The organism is Ruania albidiflava DSM 18029 (assembly GCF_000421225.1).
GTDB lineage: Bacteria > Actinomycetota > Actinomycetes > Actinomycetales > Beutenbergiaceae > Ruania > Ruania albidiflava.
On sequence record NZ_ATWL01000012.1, the window covers coordinates 91,024 to 106,862 of the forward strand.

The following is a 15,839-nucleotide window of genomic DNA, read 5'->3' on the forward strand; positions in this document are numbered from 1 at the left end:
GCGGCCGCTGTGACTCACAGGGTCGCTACGTCCTGGATCCGGTCGACTCCCGGGGCACCGTCGGAGATCACGTCGACGGCGATGCCGAGAAGCTCCTCAAGCTCCTGTGTGAGACCTACCTGGTCGTAGAGGCTCGCGTCGTCGCTGAAGCGGACGAGCAGATCGAGGCCCGAGTCGGTACTGTCCGTGGCGGTGGCGGCGGAGCCGAACACGCGGACGGTGCTGGCCTTGTGTCGGGCGACCACGGCAGCGATATCGCTCCGCATGGTGGCGACCAGCTCCGACGGGCGGACCCGGGTGGCCGCTTCGACGCGCGCGAGTGTGGCAGCACTCGGTGTCAGGCGCCCCGACTCGTAGGCAGAGATGTTCGGCTGGGCGATCCCGGTACGCGCGGCCAGCTCTCGTTGCGAGATCCCGGCACGTTGACGCATGCGCCGCAGATCCAGACGAACATGAGATCAGCGCTTATATCGCGGTTGCCCGGCTGCTCGATGGACGGCCGTCAGCCGCTCAATGTCCCGACCGCGGCGCGGATGCTCCCGGTGGCGGCCAGCGCGTCCCGGGCTGCGGAGGCCCCCGCGCCGGTGAGCATCGCGGTCAGCGCCACCGGGAGGTCGACGTCGGCGGCGCTGAGCGCGGCGCGGCACTCCTCCTCCGACGCATCGGTGGCCATCACCAGCACGCGGACGGCACGTTCGTCGAGCTTGGTGTTGGTGGCGACCAGGTGGGTCATCAGGTTGGACCAGGTGCGCCCCGCGCGGATCATCAGCGCGGTGGAGAAGGCGTTGATCAGTACCTTGGTGGCCGTGCCGGCCTTCAGCCGCGTCGATCCGGTGAGCGCTTCCGCACCGGTGGCAGCCTCGATCGGCAGGTCCACCTCGCTGCTCAGCGCGGCACCGGACTGGTTGGTGATCAACGCGGTGAACGCCCCGCGCCGGCGGGCCTCGGCCAGGGCGCCGCGTACATAGCCGGTGGACCCTGAGGCGGTCACCCCGATCGCCACGTCGTCGGGTGCCACGGCGGCGGCGTCGAGACCACCTGCGGTACCGGCGTCCTCGGCGTCGATGGTCGAGTCCAGCAGCGCTGCCTCTCCGCCGGGAAAGTGCGCGGTGAACAGGTCCGGCGGGTTGCCGAACGTAGGTCGGGACTCGGTCGCGTCCAGGAACGCCAACCGCCCGGAGGCACCGGCACCGAAATAGTGGATCCGGCCACCGGCCTGCAGCCGCTCATGGGCGGCCTCCACCAGGTCGGCAAGTCGGTCGGCCACCTGCACGGCAGCCTGCACACCGTGGGCATCCTCAGCGAGGATCGCCTCGATCGCCCGCTGCGTGGGCCACGTGTCGATGTCCACGGTTGCCGGGTTGCGGTCCTCTGTCGACGGTTCACTCATCCGATCCTCACTTCTCGGCTCCGGTCGCCAGCCCGCTGATCAGCAGCCGCTGGGCGAACATGAACAGCAGCACGACCGGCACGGTGACCACAACCGAGCCGGCAAGCAGGATCGTCACCGGCGTGTCGAACTCGGTCAGCTGCGCGATCCCCAACGGTGCCGTCCACAGCGACCGCTCCTGCACCAGGAACAGCAGGGCGTACAGGTACTCGTTCCACGCGATCATGAACATGTACATCGCTGTGGCCGCGATCCCGGGCAGCGCGATCGGCAGCACGATGCGCCAGATCACTCCCATCAGGGAACAGCCGTCGATCAGGGCCGCGTCCTCGATCGAGCTCGGCAGCGCGATGAAGTAGTTGCGCAGCATGTACAGCGACACCGGCACGGTCAGCGCCACGTACACGATCACCAGCCCCACCAGCGTTCCGGTGAGCCCGGCCCGGGAGAGCAGCACGAACAACGGGACGGCCAGCACCACCCCGGGGAACATGTAGACCGCCACGATGATCGCGTTGCCCACGGACCGTCCGGAGAACCGGATACGGGCGGTGGCATACGCCCCCAGGATGGACACCAAGATCGAGGCGAGCACCGTGCCTACTGCCAGGATGAGCGAGTTCACCAAGAACCCGCCCAGCCCATATCCGCCGTCAGCCGCGGAACGCATCGCCTGGGAGTAGGCCTCGAAGCTGATCTCACCGATCGCGGGGACGATGTCCAGCGGGTCGTTCAGCACCGCAGCGAAGGGGCGCAGCGACAGCAGGACCCCATAGAGCACGGGCCCGATCGCCAGCACCATGGTGATCACGATGATCACCGCGCGCAGCGCCTTCACCCCGTTCGACTCCCGCAGGCTGCTCACATCGCCTCCTTGCGCCGGTTCACCAGTGCCCAGCCGATCCCGAAGACCAGCAGGATCACGGTCATGCACAATCCGTAGGCAGCGGCGCTGCCCACGTCCGCGCGCACGGTCAGCTCCTTGAACACCTTCACTGCCATCACCTCGGTGCCGCCGGCACCCTGGGTGAGCAGGTAGATGTCGTTGAAGTTCTGGAACGACCAGATGAACCGCAGCAGCAACAGCACCATCACCACCGTGCGCAGCTGCGGCAGCACGATGTGGGTGAGCCGCTGCCGGGCGTTCGCCCCGTCGATCGCGGCGGCATCCTCTAGCTCGGCCGGCACGTTCTGCAGCCGGGCGGTGACGAACAGGAACGTGAACGGCGCCGACTTCCAGATCTCGAACAGGATCACCACGGTCAACGCCATCGGGATCCCCACGCTGCCCACCTGGAACGTCTTGGTGGTCAGGAACGCGATCGGTGTCTCCCAACCGAGCACCTGGGTGCCGAACGCGTTGAGGAACCCGTACTGCGGGTTGAGCATGGTGCGCCAGATCGTGGTGCCGGCGATCACCGGGAGCACGTACGGCACCAGGAACAGCGCCCGCACCACAGTCTGCCCGGGGAAGGGGCGGCGCATCGCCAGCGCGACGACCACCCCGCCGCCGATCACCCCGATGGTGGTGAACACGGCGTAGGCGACCGTGGTGCCCAGCGCACCCCAGAAGGTCCCAGAGCTCAGCGCCTTGGCGAAGTTCGCCAACGACCAGTCGATGGTGCCCAGGGTCATCTGCTGGATGTCGATCAGCCGGAAGTCGGCGAACGCGAAGATCACCACCGCACAGAACGGGATGAGGATGACCAGCGTGACCGCCAGGTAGGACGGTGCGGAGAGCAGGTATCCGTGCAGGTTGGCGCGCTGGCCCCGGCTGAGCCGGGACCCGCGCGCCGCCCTCGTCATCGATGCCTCTGTCATCTACTAGCCGAGGTCGTCCTGCAGGGACTGGACGTCTGCTGCCATGTCCGAGACCACCTGCTGCGGGTCGGTGCCGGAGTAGAGGGCGTCCAGGTGCTCGGCGAGGACGTTCTGCGCGAACGTCTCACCCGCCAGGACCGCATCGTCGGTGCCGAAGCCCCACCGGGAGACGGCGTTCATCCCCTCACCGAGCGAGGTCACCAGATCCTCGCCGTAGAGGTCACCCACGGACTGGTCCGAGCCACCCATCGGCAGCGTGCCCCACTCGTCCAGGTACTGGGTCGGGTCGTCCGCGTTGCCCGGACGCAGCGGGATGCGGCCCTCCGGGGCGGTGCCGAGCATGGTGGCGTACCCGTCGGAGAGCATGTACTCCACGAACTGCTGGGCCGCTTCGGTGTTGGCCCCGGTCGGGATCACGTAGTTCAGCGTGGTGCCGTACTGGGCGGGGTTGTTCTCGTCCAGCACGGTGATGAAGTCGGAGTTCTCCACGAAGAAGTCCTCGTTGTCGCCGCACTCCGCACAGGTGAGCGGGTTGTCGTCGTCCAGGCCGGCGAGCTCGTCCAAGACGTGGGTGGAGAACAGGAAGAACGCGGCCTTGCCGTCCAGGTAGGTGGAGCGGGCGCTGTCCACGTCGAACTGTCCGGCGGCGGAGGAGTCGGCCAGGGTGGCGAAGTCTCCGGCCGCCTGCGCGCACTCGGCTGAGTCGATCTGCACTGTGCCGTCGGTGACCAGCTGGCAGCCGGTCTGCTGGAAGATCGACTCCACCGCCTCGGTGGCCGACGGCGTGCCCACCTGGGTGCCCATCGCCATCCCGGTGATGCCCTCCTCCTGGCGGATGGTCTCGGCCGCATCGGCGAGCTCGTCCAGCGAGGTGGGCACCTCCAGCCCGGCCTCCTCCAGCAGGTCGGTGCGGTAGACGATCAGGTGCACCCACCCGTCGGACGGGATCGCCTGGTAGGCGCCGTCGATGTTGATGATGTCCAGCGCCTGGGCGTTGAACGTGTCCGCACCGAGGTTCTCGATGACGGCCGTGGCCGCATCGGAGTCGACCAGGCCCTGGGTCTGCCAGGCGGACAGGTCCGGGGCGTGCAGGACCACGTCGGGAACGTCCCCGGACGCGGCACCGGTGACCAGGGCCTGGTCCTGGTCCGCCCCGGCCATGGCGACCACCTCCACCTCGATCCCGGTCTCCTCGGTGAACTCATCGGCGATGTCCTGCTGGGCGGCCATCCGCTCCGGCTGCACGTGCGGGGTCCAGAAGGTGATCGGGCCGGAGGCCTCGCCTCCGTCCCCGTCGTCGCCGCCACCTGAGCAGGCAGCCAGGGCCAGGGCGGCGGTGAGCGTGAGGCCCACTGCGGAGGTGATCCGTCGGTTCACTTGCATCGTTCTGCTCCTTTGCATCGTGGTTCGGGACGTTGCTGGGGTGACCCGCTAGGACGCGAGCGGGTCCAGAGACGGGGGAGGTACGTCGTCGGCGTCCTCGATAGCCGACAGCAGCAGCGTGGTGAGCTCCGCGCGGACCTGGGTATAGGCGGGATCGTCGTGCACCGAGTGCAGCTCCAGCGGGTCGGACTCCAGGTCGAACAGCTCCCACTCCGGGGTGCGCGGGTCGTCGATCGCGCCGGTGACCCCGAGCGCTTGTCCGTAGTAGTGGATGAGCTTGTAGCGGTGGGTGCGTACCCCCACGTGCGCCCCGACGCCGGCCTTGAGGTGCTCCCAGTACCGGTAGTAGATGTGCTCCCGCCAGCCTTGTGGCGACTCGCCGCGGGCGAGCGGGCGCAGGCTGGCCCCCTGCATCCGCTCCGGCGCCGGAACTCCGGCGTAGTCCAGGAACGTCTGCGCCAGGTCCAGGTTCAGCGCAAGGTCATCGGTGACCGTGCCGGCGGGGATCTCGGTCGGGTAGCGCATCACCAGCGGGATACGCAACGAGTCGGTGTACATGAACCGCTTGTCGAAGTAGCCGTGGTCACCGAGGAAGAAGCCCTGGTCGCTGGCATAGGTGACCAGCGTGTGCTCGGTCTGCCCGGTCTGGTCCAGGTGGTCCAGCAGGCGGCCGGTGGTGCGGTCGATCCCGGCCACGCAACGCAGGTAGTCGGTGATGTAGCGCTGGTAGAACCAGGAGGTGCGCTCCTCCGGGCTGTCGAACTGCGGGATCGTCGTCTTCACGTCCAGCTCGTCCAGGTCGCGGCCCACCCGGATCGCGGCCTCCGCGGCGGCCGACGAGCGGTGGGCGTAGTCGTCGAACAGCGTCTCCGGCTCGGGGAACGTCGCCCCTTCGTAGAGGTGCTGCTCCTGCGGGCCGGGGAACCAGCGCCGGTGCGGGGCCTTGTGCCAGAGCAGCAGCAGCCAGGGTTGGTCGTCGGGTTGCTCGGCGAGCCAGTCCAGCGCGAGGTCGGTGAGGATGTCGGTGACGTATCCGGTGTGCTGTGTGCGGCCGTCGGGACCGATGAGCTCGGGGTCGTCGTAGTCGCCCTGCCCGTCGAGCACCTGCCACTCGTCGAACCCGACCGGGTCGTGCCCGTCGCCGTGGCCCAGGTGCCACTTGCCGAACAGCGCGGTGCGGTACCCGGAGGCCTGCAGCAGCGCCGGGAACGTGGGCTGGGCGGAGTCGAAGCTGGTGGTCAGCGTCATCATGCCGTTGCGGTGGCTGTGCGCGCCGGTGAGGATGGCCGCGCGGCTCGGGGCACACAGCGCGTTGGTGCAGTCCGCCTGGTCGAACCGGACGCCCTCGGTGGCGATCCGGTCCAGGTGCGGGGTCCGGTTGATCGTGCTGCCGTAGCAGCTCATTGCATGCGCAGCGTGGTCATCGCTGAGGATGAACAGGATGTTCGGGCGGTGATCAGGCACAGCGGGCACCTCCGACGGTCAACGGCGTTGGCCCGAGAGTAGGCAGATCCCCGTGCTGGAGTCGCGGATCAGCGGGCGGATGAAACAGGCCGTGGGTCATTCCCCTGTGGTTGAAGAAAAGCGATACTTGCCGGGGAGTGCGGCGCTGGTTCGAGGACGGGGTCTACCGTGCTGGCGCGGGCGGACGAGACCAGATCGTCTCCTCGGCGCGGAGTGTCTGCGGTGAGCCGTGCGGTCGGGAGCGCCAGAGGATCTCGGTGCCTTCCGGGAGGTGCAGCGGGAGTGGGCCGGGGCCGGCGTTGGTCTGCACGGTCAGGTCACCACGGCGGAGGATGAGCAGGTTGCCCTCCGATACGACGGCGCAGCTCGGCGGGAGTGCGTCACGGAGCCCGGCCCAGGTGTTCAGCAGGGCGCGCCACCGGTTCAGCTGGCTCTCCGGGTCGTGGTGCTGGGTGGTGGCTGAGCCGTGCTCGGGCAGCGGGCCGTGGGCGAGCCACGGCTCGGTGCTGGGCCAGCCGCGGTCGGGCTGGTCGGTCCACGGGATGGGGGAGCGGGCCCGGTCCCGGCTGACGTCCAGCTCACCGGCACGGCGGGCGATCGGGTCGCGGGCGGTGTCCGGGTCGATCTCCAGGTCGATCATGCCGAGCTCTTCGCCCTGGTAGAGGAGGTACGGGCCGGGCATGGCCAGCACTGCGGCCGCGATCGCCAGCGCGCGGTCGGCGCTGCCCAGTCGCGAGGCCGGTCGGGCACGGTCGTGGTTGGACAGGAACCATCCGAACCGTCCGCTCGTGCCGCTGCTTGGGGTGCGCAGCACGCGTGCGACCTCGGCAGCGTCGAAGGGGACCCGGTCGGTGCCGAACCACATCGCCGCATCCAGGCGGCCAGTCTGGATGTAGCGCTCCACCCGGTCCGGGTTGTCCAGCACCGTCTCGCCGAGCAGGAACGGTTCCTCGCCGGAGCGGGTGCGAGGGAGCCGCGCACGCAGATGGGCATAGAGGTCGACCACGTCGTCCTGGTCCATGTCATAGATCCGGGCGAGACCCCGGGCGGACCGTACTCGGCCGGCCGGGACATCTTGTCGGGCGGCGGCCTCGAGTACAGGGTTGTCCGGCAGGTCCGGGTGCTTGAGCAGGTTGTGCGCCACATCGATGCGGAACCCGTCCGCACCCAGGTCGAGCCAGTGGCTGAGGATGTCCACCCACTCATCGAGCACGTGCGGGTTGCGCCAGTTCAGGTCCGGCTGCTCCGGCAGGTAGGAGTGGTGGTAATACTGCTGCGAGTGCGGCTCCCACTCCCACGCCGAGCCACCGAAGTTGGCGACCCAGTTGTTCGGCGGGCCGCCGTCGTCCGCAGGATCGGCCCACAGGTAGTAGTCGCGGTAGTGGCTGCCCTCCCGCCCCTCGGCCAGCGCTGCTTGGAACCACGGGTGCTCGTGCGAGGTGTGGTTCGGCACCACATCGACCAGCAGCCGGATACCGCGCTGGTGCAGCTCATCGACCAGGCGCTGGAAGGTGCCGGTGTCCCCGAAGGCGGGATCGATGCCGCGGAAGTCGCTGACGTCATAGCCGTGATCATGGCCAGGCGAGGGGAAGAACGGGGTGATCCAAACAGCGTCCACACCAAGCCCCTGGATGTGGTCCAGGCGGTCGATGATGCCCTGCAGGTCGCCGGTCCCGTCGCCATCGGAGTCGGCGAAGGACCGGATGTAGACCTCGTAGATGACCGCGTCCGCCCACCAGGGCGGGGTCGAGGGTCGGCGGTCGGATGCTCGGGCGGTGGGTGCGTCGTGCTGGCGCACATGCTCTCCTGAAGCAGGCTGCAGGTGGTCCTAGTCAGTCTTGCGCAGGGCAGACCCCTTGTGCGCTGCGACATGGTCGGTCTTGTCGCTGCGGATCTCGTACTGGGGCTCCTCCGTGTTCGCCCGCCGGGTGTGCCCCTTGTACTCGAAGTCGCTGGTGTGCACCTTGATGATCGTGCCGGAGACGTGGCCTGCCTCGGAGTTCCAGGTCACGTGGTCTCCGACCGAGAATTTCGTGCTCATCGTGGTCCTCCTGCCGATCTGGTGTGCCCACCATTGTGTCCGGCGTCGCACGGGCGCGCAGGGTCGGCGAAGGTGCCTGGGAAGGTGCGCAGGCTGACCCGCCGCCGATAGCCTGGCCGTTCACAGCGCCGCGCCCGCGGGGGACGGGCGCGAATCCGGCTCCGTCCAGCGAGGTTCCCATGCCCAGCTCACCGCTCGTCATCGCGGTCGACTCCTCGACGACCAGCACGAAGGCGATCATCGTCGATGCCGCCGGCCGGGTGCTGGCCCAGCACCGCTGCGACCTGGCGATGCACACCCCGCAGGTGCACTGCTACGAGCAGGACCCCAGAGACTGGTGGCACAGCACCGACCGTGCAGTAGCCGGGGCAGTAGCCGCGCTCTCCAGCGCGGACCGGGCGCGGGTGAGCCATCTGTGCGCGACCGTGCAGCGGCAGTCCTTCGCCCTGGTCACCGATTCCGGCGAGCCGCTGCGGCCAGGAATCCTCTGGCTGGACGGGCGCGCCGAGGAGCAGGTCCGGCGCCTCGGCACCGAGGAGATCCACGCCCTGTCCGGGTTCCAGCCGGACGTCACGCCCTCGCTGTACAAGCTTGCCTGGCTCGCCGACCACGAACCCGAGACGCTCCACCGCGCGGACAAGGTCGTGGGCGTGCACGGCTACCTGGTGCACGAGCTGACCGGCCGCTGGACCGACTCCGTGGCCACCGCCGACAGCCTCGGTCTGCTGGACATGGCCGCGAACACCTACTCCGACCACCTGGTCGCCCTGGCCGGTCTCCAGGCCTCACAGCTGGCCGAGCTGGTCCCCGCCGGGTCGGTCATCGACACCGTGCGCCCCGAGATCACCCAGACCTGGGGCCTGCCGGGCCCGGTCGAGCTCGTGGCAGCCTGTGGTGACGGACAGGCCGCGGCACTCGGCGTCGGCGCCATCGAGATCGACGAGGCCTACCTGAACCTGGGCACCGCACTGGTGGCCGGAGTGCACTCCCCGCAGTACCGGTACGCCGGCGCTTTCCGCACCGATGCGGCGGGCATCCCGGGCCAGTACGTCCTGGAGATCGTGCAGAACTCCGGCGCCTACCTCGCCGGCTGGTTCCGCACCGAGCTGGGCGACCCACGGCTCGCCGGACGCCCCGACCCGCAGCTGGAGGAAGCCGCCGCCCAGGTGACTCCCGGATGCGGGGGACTGGTGACGTTGCCCTACTGGAACGCCGTGCAGAGCCCGCACTGGGATCCCACCGCCCTGGGAGCCGTCGTCGGCCTGGCCGGCGCCTACGGGCGCCCGGAGATGTACCGCTCGGTGCTCGAAGGCCTCAGCATCGAGATGGCCGGCAACCTCGCCGGCCTGCAGGCCGCCACCGGGGTCCCGCTGAGGTCGATACGGGTGGTCGGCGGCGGGCAGCGGTCGGTGCTGTGGCGCCAGATCATGACCGACGCCGTGGGTCTGCCGCTCACGGAGTCGCCACAGGAGGAGGTCTCCGCGATGGGCGCCGCCGTGCTGGCCATGACCGCTGCGGGCGCGCACCCCTCGATCGCAGCCGCGGCCCGGGCGATGGCCCACCTCGGCACCTCGACCGAACCGGACCCGACCACACACGAGCTCTACCGTGAGCTCGGCGAGATCCAGGCGGGGCTGTACCCGGCGCTACGGGAGACGTTCGCACGGCAGCGCCGCTTCGCTGCCGACCACCCGATGCGGTGAGGGAGCCAGAGTCTCCACACAGTACGCCCGCTCGCGTTGGCGAGTTCTCCTGCCCGACGGCGGAGCTCACCAGGGGTGCGTGCGCGCACCGGGCGTAGCTGCGTGGGCGGGTGCGCCCTGCGCCTGCACAGATGCCCACGGGCCTGCGGGCCGGGCCAGATTGCCCCGGCGCGGCGGTGCACGTTTGCTCAGGACCGGTCGATCGGGTTGTCCGGTCGCGACCGGCTCGACACACTCAACGGTGCCGCAGCGAGGGCAGGTCGCCCGCGAGGGTCGCCTGCGCTCGCTCCAGCAGCACGAGCGCAATGACATGCCCACCGTGAGGAGCAATGGTGCCGAGTCGTCGAGAGTTCCTGGCCACGTCCGGACTAGCGGTAGCAGGAGGTGGCGCCTCTGGTCTCCTCGGCCCCAGCACCCGGCCCAGGCACGCTGCATCGGAACCGCTCGCCGAGGCGCCGGCACGGTTCGCGGTGCTGACCGATACGCACCAGAACGCCGACATCCCCGAACGCGTCGACATGCTGGCACGGGTGATGGACCACATCGCAGCTCGCGACCCGCACTTCGTCCTCAACTGCGGGGACATCACCGACTACGGCGTGGACGAGGACTTCGCCACCTACCGCTCCACCATCCCCGCAGCCCTGACCGACCGGGTGCACCACGTGCCCGGCAATCACGAGACCCAGTGGAATGCCGACGCCTGGGAGGCCTACCGCACGCACTTCGGCCCCACCCGGCACAGCTTCGATGCGGCCGGACTGCACCTGGTCGGGATGGACCCGTTGTGGCCGCAGCAGTGGGAACCCTGGGCCTTCACCGACGAGCTCCTCGACTTCCTCCGCGAGGACCTGGCCGCGGTGCCGCCCGAGGTGCCGATCGTGGTGTTCAACCACTTCCCACTGAATGCCGGCTACCCGTTCGTGAACAACCGGGACGACTTCTGGGACGTGGTGGAGCCCTACCGGGTGCGGGTCGCCTTCGCGGGGCACACCCACGGCTTGAAGCTGTGGACCTACAACGGGATCACCCAGCTGGTCGGACGCCCGGCCAAAGACCTGCCGCTCTACTACTGGGCCGAGCGCGAGACCGGCGATGACGGGGACCTGCTCGCGATCACGGAGGTCCGGGTGCCTGAGGACGGTCCTGCTACCGAGCAGCTCATCGCCCGCGCACCTTTGGACGAGCACGGCCCGGGCGCAGACCTGCCACCGCTGGCCATCTCTGCGACACCGGAGGAGGGCAGCGTCGCCGTGGAGGTGACCACCCAACTGAGCGCAACCAACATCGAGGTGCGTGCCCGCCGTCACCCGCAGGGCACACCAGAAGCGGACGTGCCCTGGAACGACCTGAGCCCGCAGGGCACGCACTGGTCCGGCAACCTCCAGAGCGGGGAGTTCACGCCCGGCCCGCACCGGATCCAGGTCCGGGTGGACACCGGTGAGGAGATCGTCTGGGAAGGTATGCACGAGATCGAGGTGCCCGCCACCGGACCCAGCATCGGCTGGACGCACGCGCTGGGTGAACCCGTCGTCGGCGACCTCGCCTGCGATGGCTCCACGGTGCTGGTGGCCACCATGACCGGGACGCTCACTGCGCTGGAGGTCACCGCCCGCGGGGCCCGCCGCCGCTGGACCAAGCGCCTCGGCGACCTCTACCGCGGACCGGTGCTGGCACCCGACGGTCAGCTCGCCGTCGTCGGCTCGGCCGACCACCAGCTCACCGCACTGGACTGGACCAGGCATGGCGCCACCAGGTGGCAGCAGGACCTCCAGGCGCCGGTCATGTCCGAGGTGACCATCACTGGAGACGGCGACGGCGCCCGCATCCTTGCCGCGGCCGGGACGAGCCTGTGGTGCTTCGACCTCGCCGGGGCCGTGCAGTGGCGCTCAGACCTGAACGGCACGTTCATCGGCCGGGCTGCCGTGGTCGATGACCGGGTGTTCGCCGGCAGCAGCGACGGCGACCTGCACGCCTACGATCTCGACTCCGGGGAGGAGCTGTGGTCCACCTCGTGCACCGATTCCACCTCGACGTACCACCGCACGATCTACGGCCCGCAGCAGGCCAAGCTGGCCGTGCTCGACGACGGTGGAGTGCTCGTGCCCTGTCATACCGACCTGTTGGTCATCGAGCAGGCCTCCGGCGCGGTGCGGTGGTCGCGGGACGACTTCGCGCGGGTGGGAGCGACCGCTCCGATCGTGACCGAGCGTGGAGTGTGGGTGGTGCACGGGAAGTTCGGGACCATCCACCAGATCGATCTCGCCACCGGTGCCGACCTGTGGATCGACGACACTCTGCCCACGAGCTGGGGCTCATCGCCCATCCCCACCAGCGACCCGGACCACTGGTGGTTCCCCTCGCACACCGGGCGGTTGGTCCGCCTCGATCTCACCGGGCCCAGCGTGACGCCGGTGCTGCAGGTGGCCACGGCCTACAGCACCTCCACGGCGGTGCTCACCGATGCTGACTCGCCGGTCCTGGTGAGCGCGGACGTGACCGGTGTGGTCCGAGGGGTGGTGGGCCTGGAAGCCTGACGCGGACCGCCACGCCGGCCCCGCTTGCTAGCCTCACTGCCGTGTGGCAGAGCTGGAAGCGCAACCGCGCGGCGCGGCGGGTCAAACCAGGCGACGGGCGCCGGCTGCAGCGGTATCGCTGGTGGCAGCCCTTCACCCGCACCCTGTTCCACCTCCGGCTCCCGGACGACGACGGCGAGCAGCGCACCTGGTCGGTGGACGTGCGGCTGTGGGGCGACTCCGACGGTGAGGTACGTGCACAGCTCTACCGGGACGGGCACCAGCACGCCGTCTCCACGCTGCCGGCAGCGTTCCTGGTGCCGGGCGGCACGGTCGAGGTGGCAACCAGCACGTTCGGGCTGCGCCGCTGCCACTTCGTGACCGACACGGGCCGGGAGCGTCAGCTGCGGCCGGACCCGGCGTCCGCCGAGGGCTGGCGGTTGCGGCTGGAGCGGACCAGGCCACGCCTCGGTCGCGCGCTGGGTATCACGTCGGTCGTGGTGCTCGTCGTGGCCCTGCTCCTGGGACTGCCGCAGCTCGCTGAGCAGATCACCTCCATCCCTCCGGTTGCCGAACGGGTAGGGACGTTCGAGTCGCCGATCGCCCTGCCGTCCTGGCTGAACATCGGCCTCCTGGTCACGACCGTCCTGGCGAGCACCGAGCGCGCGCTGCGGCTGCGCTACCACTGGCTCCTCGACGGCGGCCTCTTCGAAGGCGAGGACTGAGCAGCACAGGAGCGGGGGAACCTCACCGGCCCCGGTTGTGCCATCCACGTAGCCCGGGGGCAGTCATGTCATCAGTCGGCGGATGGCTGCCAAGTCCTTTGGGAGAGTGACAGATAGTGTCCGCCAGACGATCCGGTAGTCGATGAAGCCGTACTCGTGCGCGACGATGTTTCGCATGGCCTTGATCTTCCTCCACTCGATCTCGGGATGCGCCCGGACAAAGGCGGGGGAGTCGCGATCGAGCCTTGAGACCGCCTCGCCCATCCGGTGCAGCAGTGCTTCGGCCACCAGCTGCGTCGGACGGTCGGCGTAGAAGTTCTGCTCGCCGAGAGCGGTCACGTACTGCTCGATCTCCACGCCGAACCGAACCATGTCGACCAGGGCCCGTTGCGTGCGGTCCGCGTCACTCACAGGGCGACGACGTCCTGGAGTCGGTCGATTCCCGCGGCGCCGTCGGAGATCACATCGACACGGACTCCGAGGAGCTCCTCTAGGTCGTGCGTCAGACCCACTTGGTCATAGAGACTCGCGTCGTCGCTGAAGTGGACGAGCAGATCAAGATCGGAGCTTGTGGTGTCGGCCCCGATGGCAGCGGAGCCAAACACACGTACATGGCTGGCTTTGTGTCGGGCAGCTACTGCGGCGATCTCGCGACGCATCGTGGCGGCGAGTTCCGACGGGCGGCTCCTGGTCGCAGCATCGATGCGCGCCAGCGTCGTGGCACTAGGGCTCAGGCGCCCGGATTCGTAGGCCGAGATGTTCGGTTGTGCGATCCCAGTGCGAGCGGCTAGCTCCCGCTGCGAGAGTCCCGCTCGATGACGCATCTGCCGCACATTCACACAATCATGATATCAGAGCTTATATCGCACGTGGCGGCGGTCGCTCGAGGGGAGGGCTGCGGTGTGCTGGCGCCCCGCCGAGTCATCGACGGCGAGAGCCAGCGGGCCTCAGTCTGCGGTGAAGTCCTTGAAGGCGTGCACGCCGTCGTGGTTGCCGTCCGAGCTGGACTTGGCGCGGTTGGTGTTGAAGTACAAGGTGCCAGCGCTGATGCCGAGGCTCTCGATCTCGAACAGGTCCGGGTAGGCCGATGACGTGATGCGGAAGGAGATGTCCGGGTCGGAGCTGACGGTGCCGGAGGTGTCCATGGTGATGTTCCGGTAGACCAGCACGATGCTGCGGTTCTTCTTCGTCAACGGGTAGAACAGGTCCTTCGTAGCGGGGTGGTAGAGGAATCCCTGGTTGGTGAAGTCCTCCAGGTCGGGGACGGGTTCGCCGTTGACCGGCGCGCCGGCGACCTTCAGGTCGAAGGCGTCGGTGAGCGTGATCGTGCCGGACTCGTCCCGCAGCCCCATGCTGCCGCGATAGACGTTGCGCCCGCTCTTGAAGAAGAAGTGCAACGTGCTGTCGGTCTGGGAGATCTTGCTGACGCCTGAGACGGCCTTGGGAGCGCCGTCGAGATGGATGTTGTACGAACCGACCTTGTAATAGGTGGCGCCGGAGTATCGGAGCTTGACCAGCTGGGCGCCCTCGGTCGTCATGGTGACCACGAACAGGTGGTACTCGCCGTCGATCGTGACCAGCGTCATGTCGTTGGCGTGCCCGAGCCAGGAGTTGTACGGCAGGTCATCGGTGCCGTTGGTCATGATCACCGTGGAGCCGGTGTTCTTGTTGGTGCGGTAGATCAACGATCGGGTGTCGTCCAAGCCGATCTTGACTGAGTACAGGTAGGTGCTTCCGGCAGCGAACCCCTGGGCTGCCGTGCACTCGTGTGCGGACGGGATGCCCGCAACCGTCTCGTACTGGTTGTAATACGCTGCCTGCGCACTGGTGGCCGGAACCGCGAAGAGTCCCACCCCTGCGGCCAGTACCAGCGCGGACCGCCTGCTGATCTTCATCGGAGTATCCCCCTCCACCGCCAGTCTGCTGTGACGGCTCGATGTGACGAGCCCCCGACAGTAGGCAATGTGGGCGTGGAGGTCAATGGGTGTCGACGGCGTGGGCTGTCTAGGACTCCACCCATGTGGGACTACCGAACGCCCACTGGTTCCCAGTCGCGTTCATCCAGTCGTTGCCCTCGAGCTGGAGAGCGGGTTCGCAGCGTGCATCGTGTTGGTGGGCACGTAATCGAGCCCGAGATGCTGCATCTGCGTGACAGTTCCCCAGCTGTCTGCAGCCCGAAGGCACATCCGCAAGCCCATCTCGTGTACGTCGGCAACCTGTGCCAGTGTCAGATCGGCCGGGTCACGAATATTCCATGAGATGCCGGCGTTGCCGAGCTCGGCGAGCCGATGCATCGAGGGTTCGTCGGAGAATATGTGGTGCAGGAAGACTTCCGGCGCAGCATCTCTGGTCTGGGTCAACCAGGACAGGTGAAATGTACTCACGATGACCTGGCTCTCAGCGAAACCACTCTGGCGCACTGCATCCATGACCCGTTCTCCCACAGGGACCTTCAGCTCGATGAAGGGCACCGAACCGAACGCACGGCAGATCTGCAGATAGTCCGAGAAGAGGGGCATCCGAAGCTCCTCTTCGGCAAAGCAGTCGAGCCGACTGCCGCGGCGTAGCCGGAGGCGAGAGAGTTCCGCCCAGGTCATATCGGCGATAGCGCCCGTGCCGTCGTACATCGCATCGACGGTCTCGTCGTGGCAACAGACAAGGACACCATCTCGGGTGAGGTGTACATCTGTCTCGATAGCCCACTGTCCTAGGAGGCCGGCATAGGCAAAGCCTGGTAGGGAGTTCTCGGGCGCCATCGGCGTGTAGCCCCGGTGGCTCACGTATCGGGGGACGCTG

Annotated in this window: 15 protein-coding genes; 3 read left to right on the forward strand and 12 right to left on the reverse strand. The window is 68.4% G+C overall.

Annotated features, from left to right (window positions below):
- Window positions 1–14: 14 nt before the first annotated feature.
- From K338_RS0114095 to K338_RS0114130, 8 genes are all read right to left on the reverse strand, one after another.
- On the reverse strand, window positions 15–431 hold the full coding sequence (locus K338_RS0114095) for an XRE family transcriptional regulator (RefSeq protein ID WP_022918815.1): 417 nt from the start codon (window positions 429–431) through the stop codon (window positions 15–17).
- A 71-nt stretch (window positions 432–502) separates the two neighbouring features.
- Window positions 503–1,390 carry an N-acetylmuramic acid 6-phosphate etherase gene (locus K338_RS0114100; protein ID WP_022918816.1) on the reverse strand — a complete coding sequence of 296 codons (888 nt, stop codon included), beginning with the start codon at window positions 1,388–1,390 and terminating at the stop codon, window positions 503–505.
- A 7-nt stretch (window positions 1,391–1,397) separates the two neighbouring features.
- Complete coding sequence (locus K338_RS0114105) at window positions 1,398–2,255, reverse strand: carbohydrate ABC transporter permease (protein WP_022918817.1); 858 nt, start codon at window positions 2,253–2,255, stop codon at window positions 1,398–1,400.
- A complete protein-coding gene (locus K338_RS0114110; protein WP_022918818.1) occupies window positions 2,252–3,196 on the reverse strand; it encodes a carbohydrate ABC transporter permease in 945 nt (314 codons plus the stop codon). Before K338_RS0114110 ends, K338_RS0114105 begins: the two co-directional genes overlap by 4 nt.
- 18 nt (window positions 3,197–3,214) lie before the next feature.
- A complete protein-coding gene (locus tag K338_RS22840) occupies window positions 3,215–4,594 on the reverse strand; it encodes an ABC transporter substrate-binding protein (protein ID WP_022918819.1) in 1,380 nt (459 codons plus the stop codon).
- Between the two features lie 48 nt (window positions 4,595–4,642).
- Window positions 4,643–6,058 (reverse strand): sulfatase family protein, encoded by a 1,416-nt coding sequence (locus K338_RS0114120; protein ID WP_022918820.1) that lies wholly within the window; start codon window positions 6,056–6,058, stop codon window positions 4,643–4,645.
- Between the two features lie 163 nt (window positions 6,059–6,221).
- On the reverse strand, window positions 6,222–7,856 hold the full coding sequence (locus K338_RS22845; protein WP_022918821.1) for an alpha-amylase family glycosyl hydrolase: 1,635 nt from the start codon (window positions 7,854–7,856) through the stop codon (window positions 6,222–6,224).
- Window positions 7,857–7,886: 30 nt separating this feature from the next.
- Window positions 7,887–8,099 (reverse strand): hypervirulence associated TUDOR domain-containing protein, encoded by a 213-nt coding sequence (locus tag K338_RS0114130; protein WP_022918822.1) that lies wholly within the window; start codon window positions 8,097–8,099, stop codon window positions 7,887–7,889.
- A 179-nt stretch (window positions 8,100–8,278) separates the two neighbouring features.
- Between K338_RS0114130 and K338_RS22850 the strand changes: the two genes are divergently transcribed.
- From K338_RS22850 to K338_RS0114145, 3 genes are all read left to right on the forward strand, one after another.
- The gene (locus K338_RS22850) at window positions 8,279–9,802 is read left to right on the forward strand and encodes a xylulokinase (RefSeq protein WP_022918823.1); all 1,524 of its coding nucleotides are present in this window, start codon (window positions 8,279–8,281) and stop codon (window positions 9,800–9,802) included.
- 332 nt (window positions 9,803–10,134) lie between these two features.
- Window positions 10,135–12,339, forward strand: a complete 2,205-nt coding sequence (locus K338_RS0114140) for an outer membrane protein assembly factor BamB family protein (protein ID WP_169579558.1) — start codon at window positions 10,135–10,137, stop codon at window positions 12,337–12,339.
- A 41-nt stretch (window positions 12,340–12,380) separates the two neighbouring features.
- On the forward strand, window positions 12,381–13,043 hold the full coding sequence (locus tag K338_RS0114145; RefSeq protein WP_022918825.1) for a hypothetical protein: 663 nt from the start codon (window positions 12,381–12,383) through the stop codon (window positions 13,041–13,043).
- A gap of 63 nt (window positions 13,044–13,106) precedes the next feature.
- Here K338_RS0114145 and K338_RS24605 read toward each other — a convergent pair whose 3' ends face one another.
- From K338_RS24605 to K338_RS24615, 4 genes are all read right to left on the reverse strand, one after another.
- Window positions 13,107–13,454 (reverse strand): HepT-like ribonuclease domain-containing protein, encoded by a 348-nt coding sequence (locus tag K338_RS24605; protein ID WP_022918826.1) that lies wholly within the window; start codon window positions 13,452–13,454, stop codon window positions 13,107–13,109.
- Entirely contained in the window at window positions 13,451–13,882 is a 432-nt protein-coding gene (locus tag K338_RS25220; protein WP_027286855.1) for a helix-turn-helix domain-containing protein, read from the reverse strand. Before K338_RS25220 ends, K338_RS24605 begins: the two co-directional genes overlap by 4 nt.
- A 108-nt stretch (window positions 13,883–13,990) precedes the next feature.
- Window positions 13,991–14,938: a hypothetical protein gene (locus K338_RS0114160; RefSeq protein WP_022918828.1), complete on the reverse strand. Its 948-nt coding sequence runs from the start codon at window positions 14,936–14,938 to the stop codon at window positions 13,991–13,993.
- Between the two features lie 162 nt (window positions 14,939–15,100).
- Window positions 15,101–15,823: a glycerophosphodiester phosphodiesterase gene (locus tag K338_RS24615; protein ID WP_169579559.1), complete on the reverse strand. Its 723-nt coding sequence runs from the start codon at window positions 15,821–15,823 to the stop codon at window positions 15,101–15,103.
- Window positions 15,824–15,839: the final 16 nt, after the last annotated feature.

Excerpts from the sequence above, each read along its gene's own strand:
- K338_RS0114095 (WP_022918815.1), bottom strand. The coding sequence starts at position 431 with ATGCGTCAACGTGCCGGGATCTCGCAACGAGAGCTGGCCGCGCGTACC.
- K338_RS0114100 (WP_022918816.1), bottom strand. The coding sequence starts at position 1,390 with ATGAGTGAACCGTCGACAGAGGACCGCAACCCGGCAACCGTGGACATC.
- K338_RS0114110 (WP_022918818.1), bottom strand. The coding sequence starts at position 3,196 with ATGACGAGGGCGGCGCGCGGGTCCCGGCTCAGCCGGGGCCAGCGCGCC.
- K338_RS22840 (WP_022918819.1), bottom strand. The coding sequence starts at position 4,594 with ATGCAAGTGAACCGACGGATCACCTCCGCAGTGGGCCTCACGCTCACC.
- K338_RS0114130 (WP_022918822.1), bottom strand. The coding sequence starts at position 8,099 with ATGAGCACGAAATTCTCGGTCGGAGACCACGTGACCTGGAACTCCGAG.
- K338_RS22850 (WP_022918823.1), top strand. The coding sequence starts at position 8,279 with ATGCCCAGCTCACCGCTCGTCATCGCGGTCGACTCCTCGACGACCAGC.
- K338_RS0114160 (WP_022918828.1), bottom strand. The coding sequence starts at position 14,938 with ATGAAGATCAGCAGGCGGTCCGCGCTGGTACTGGCCGCAGGGGTGGGA.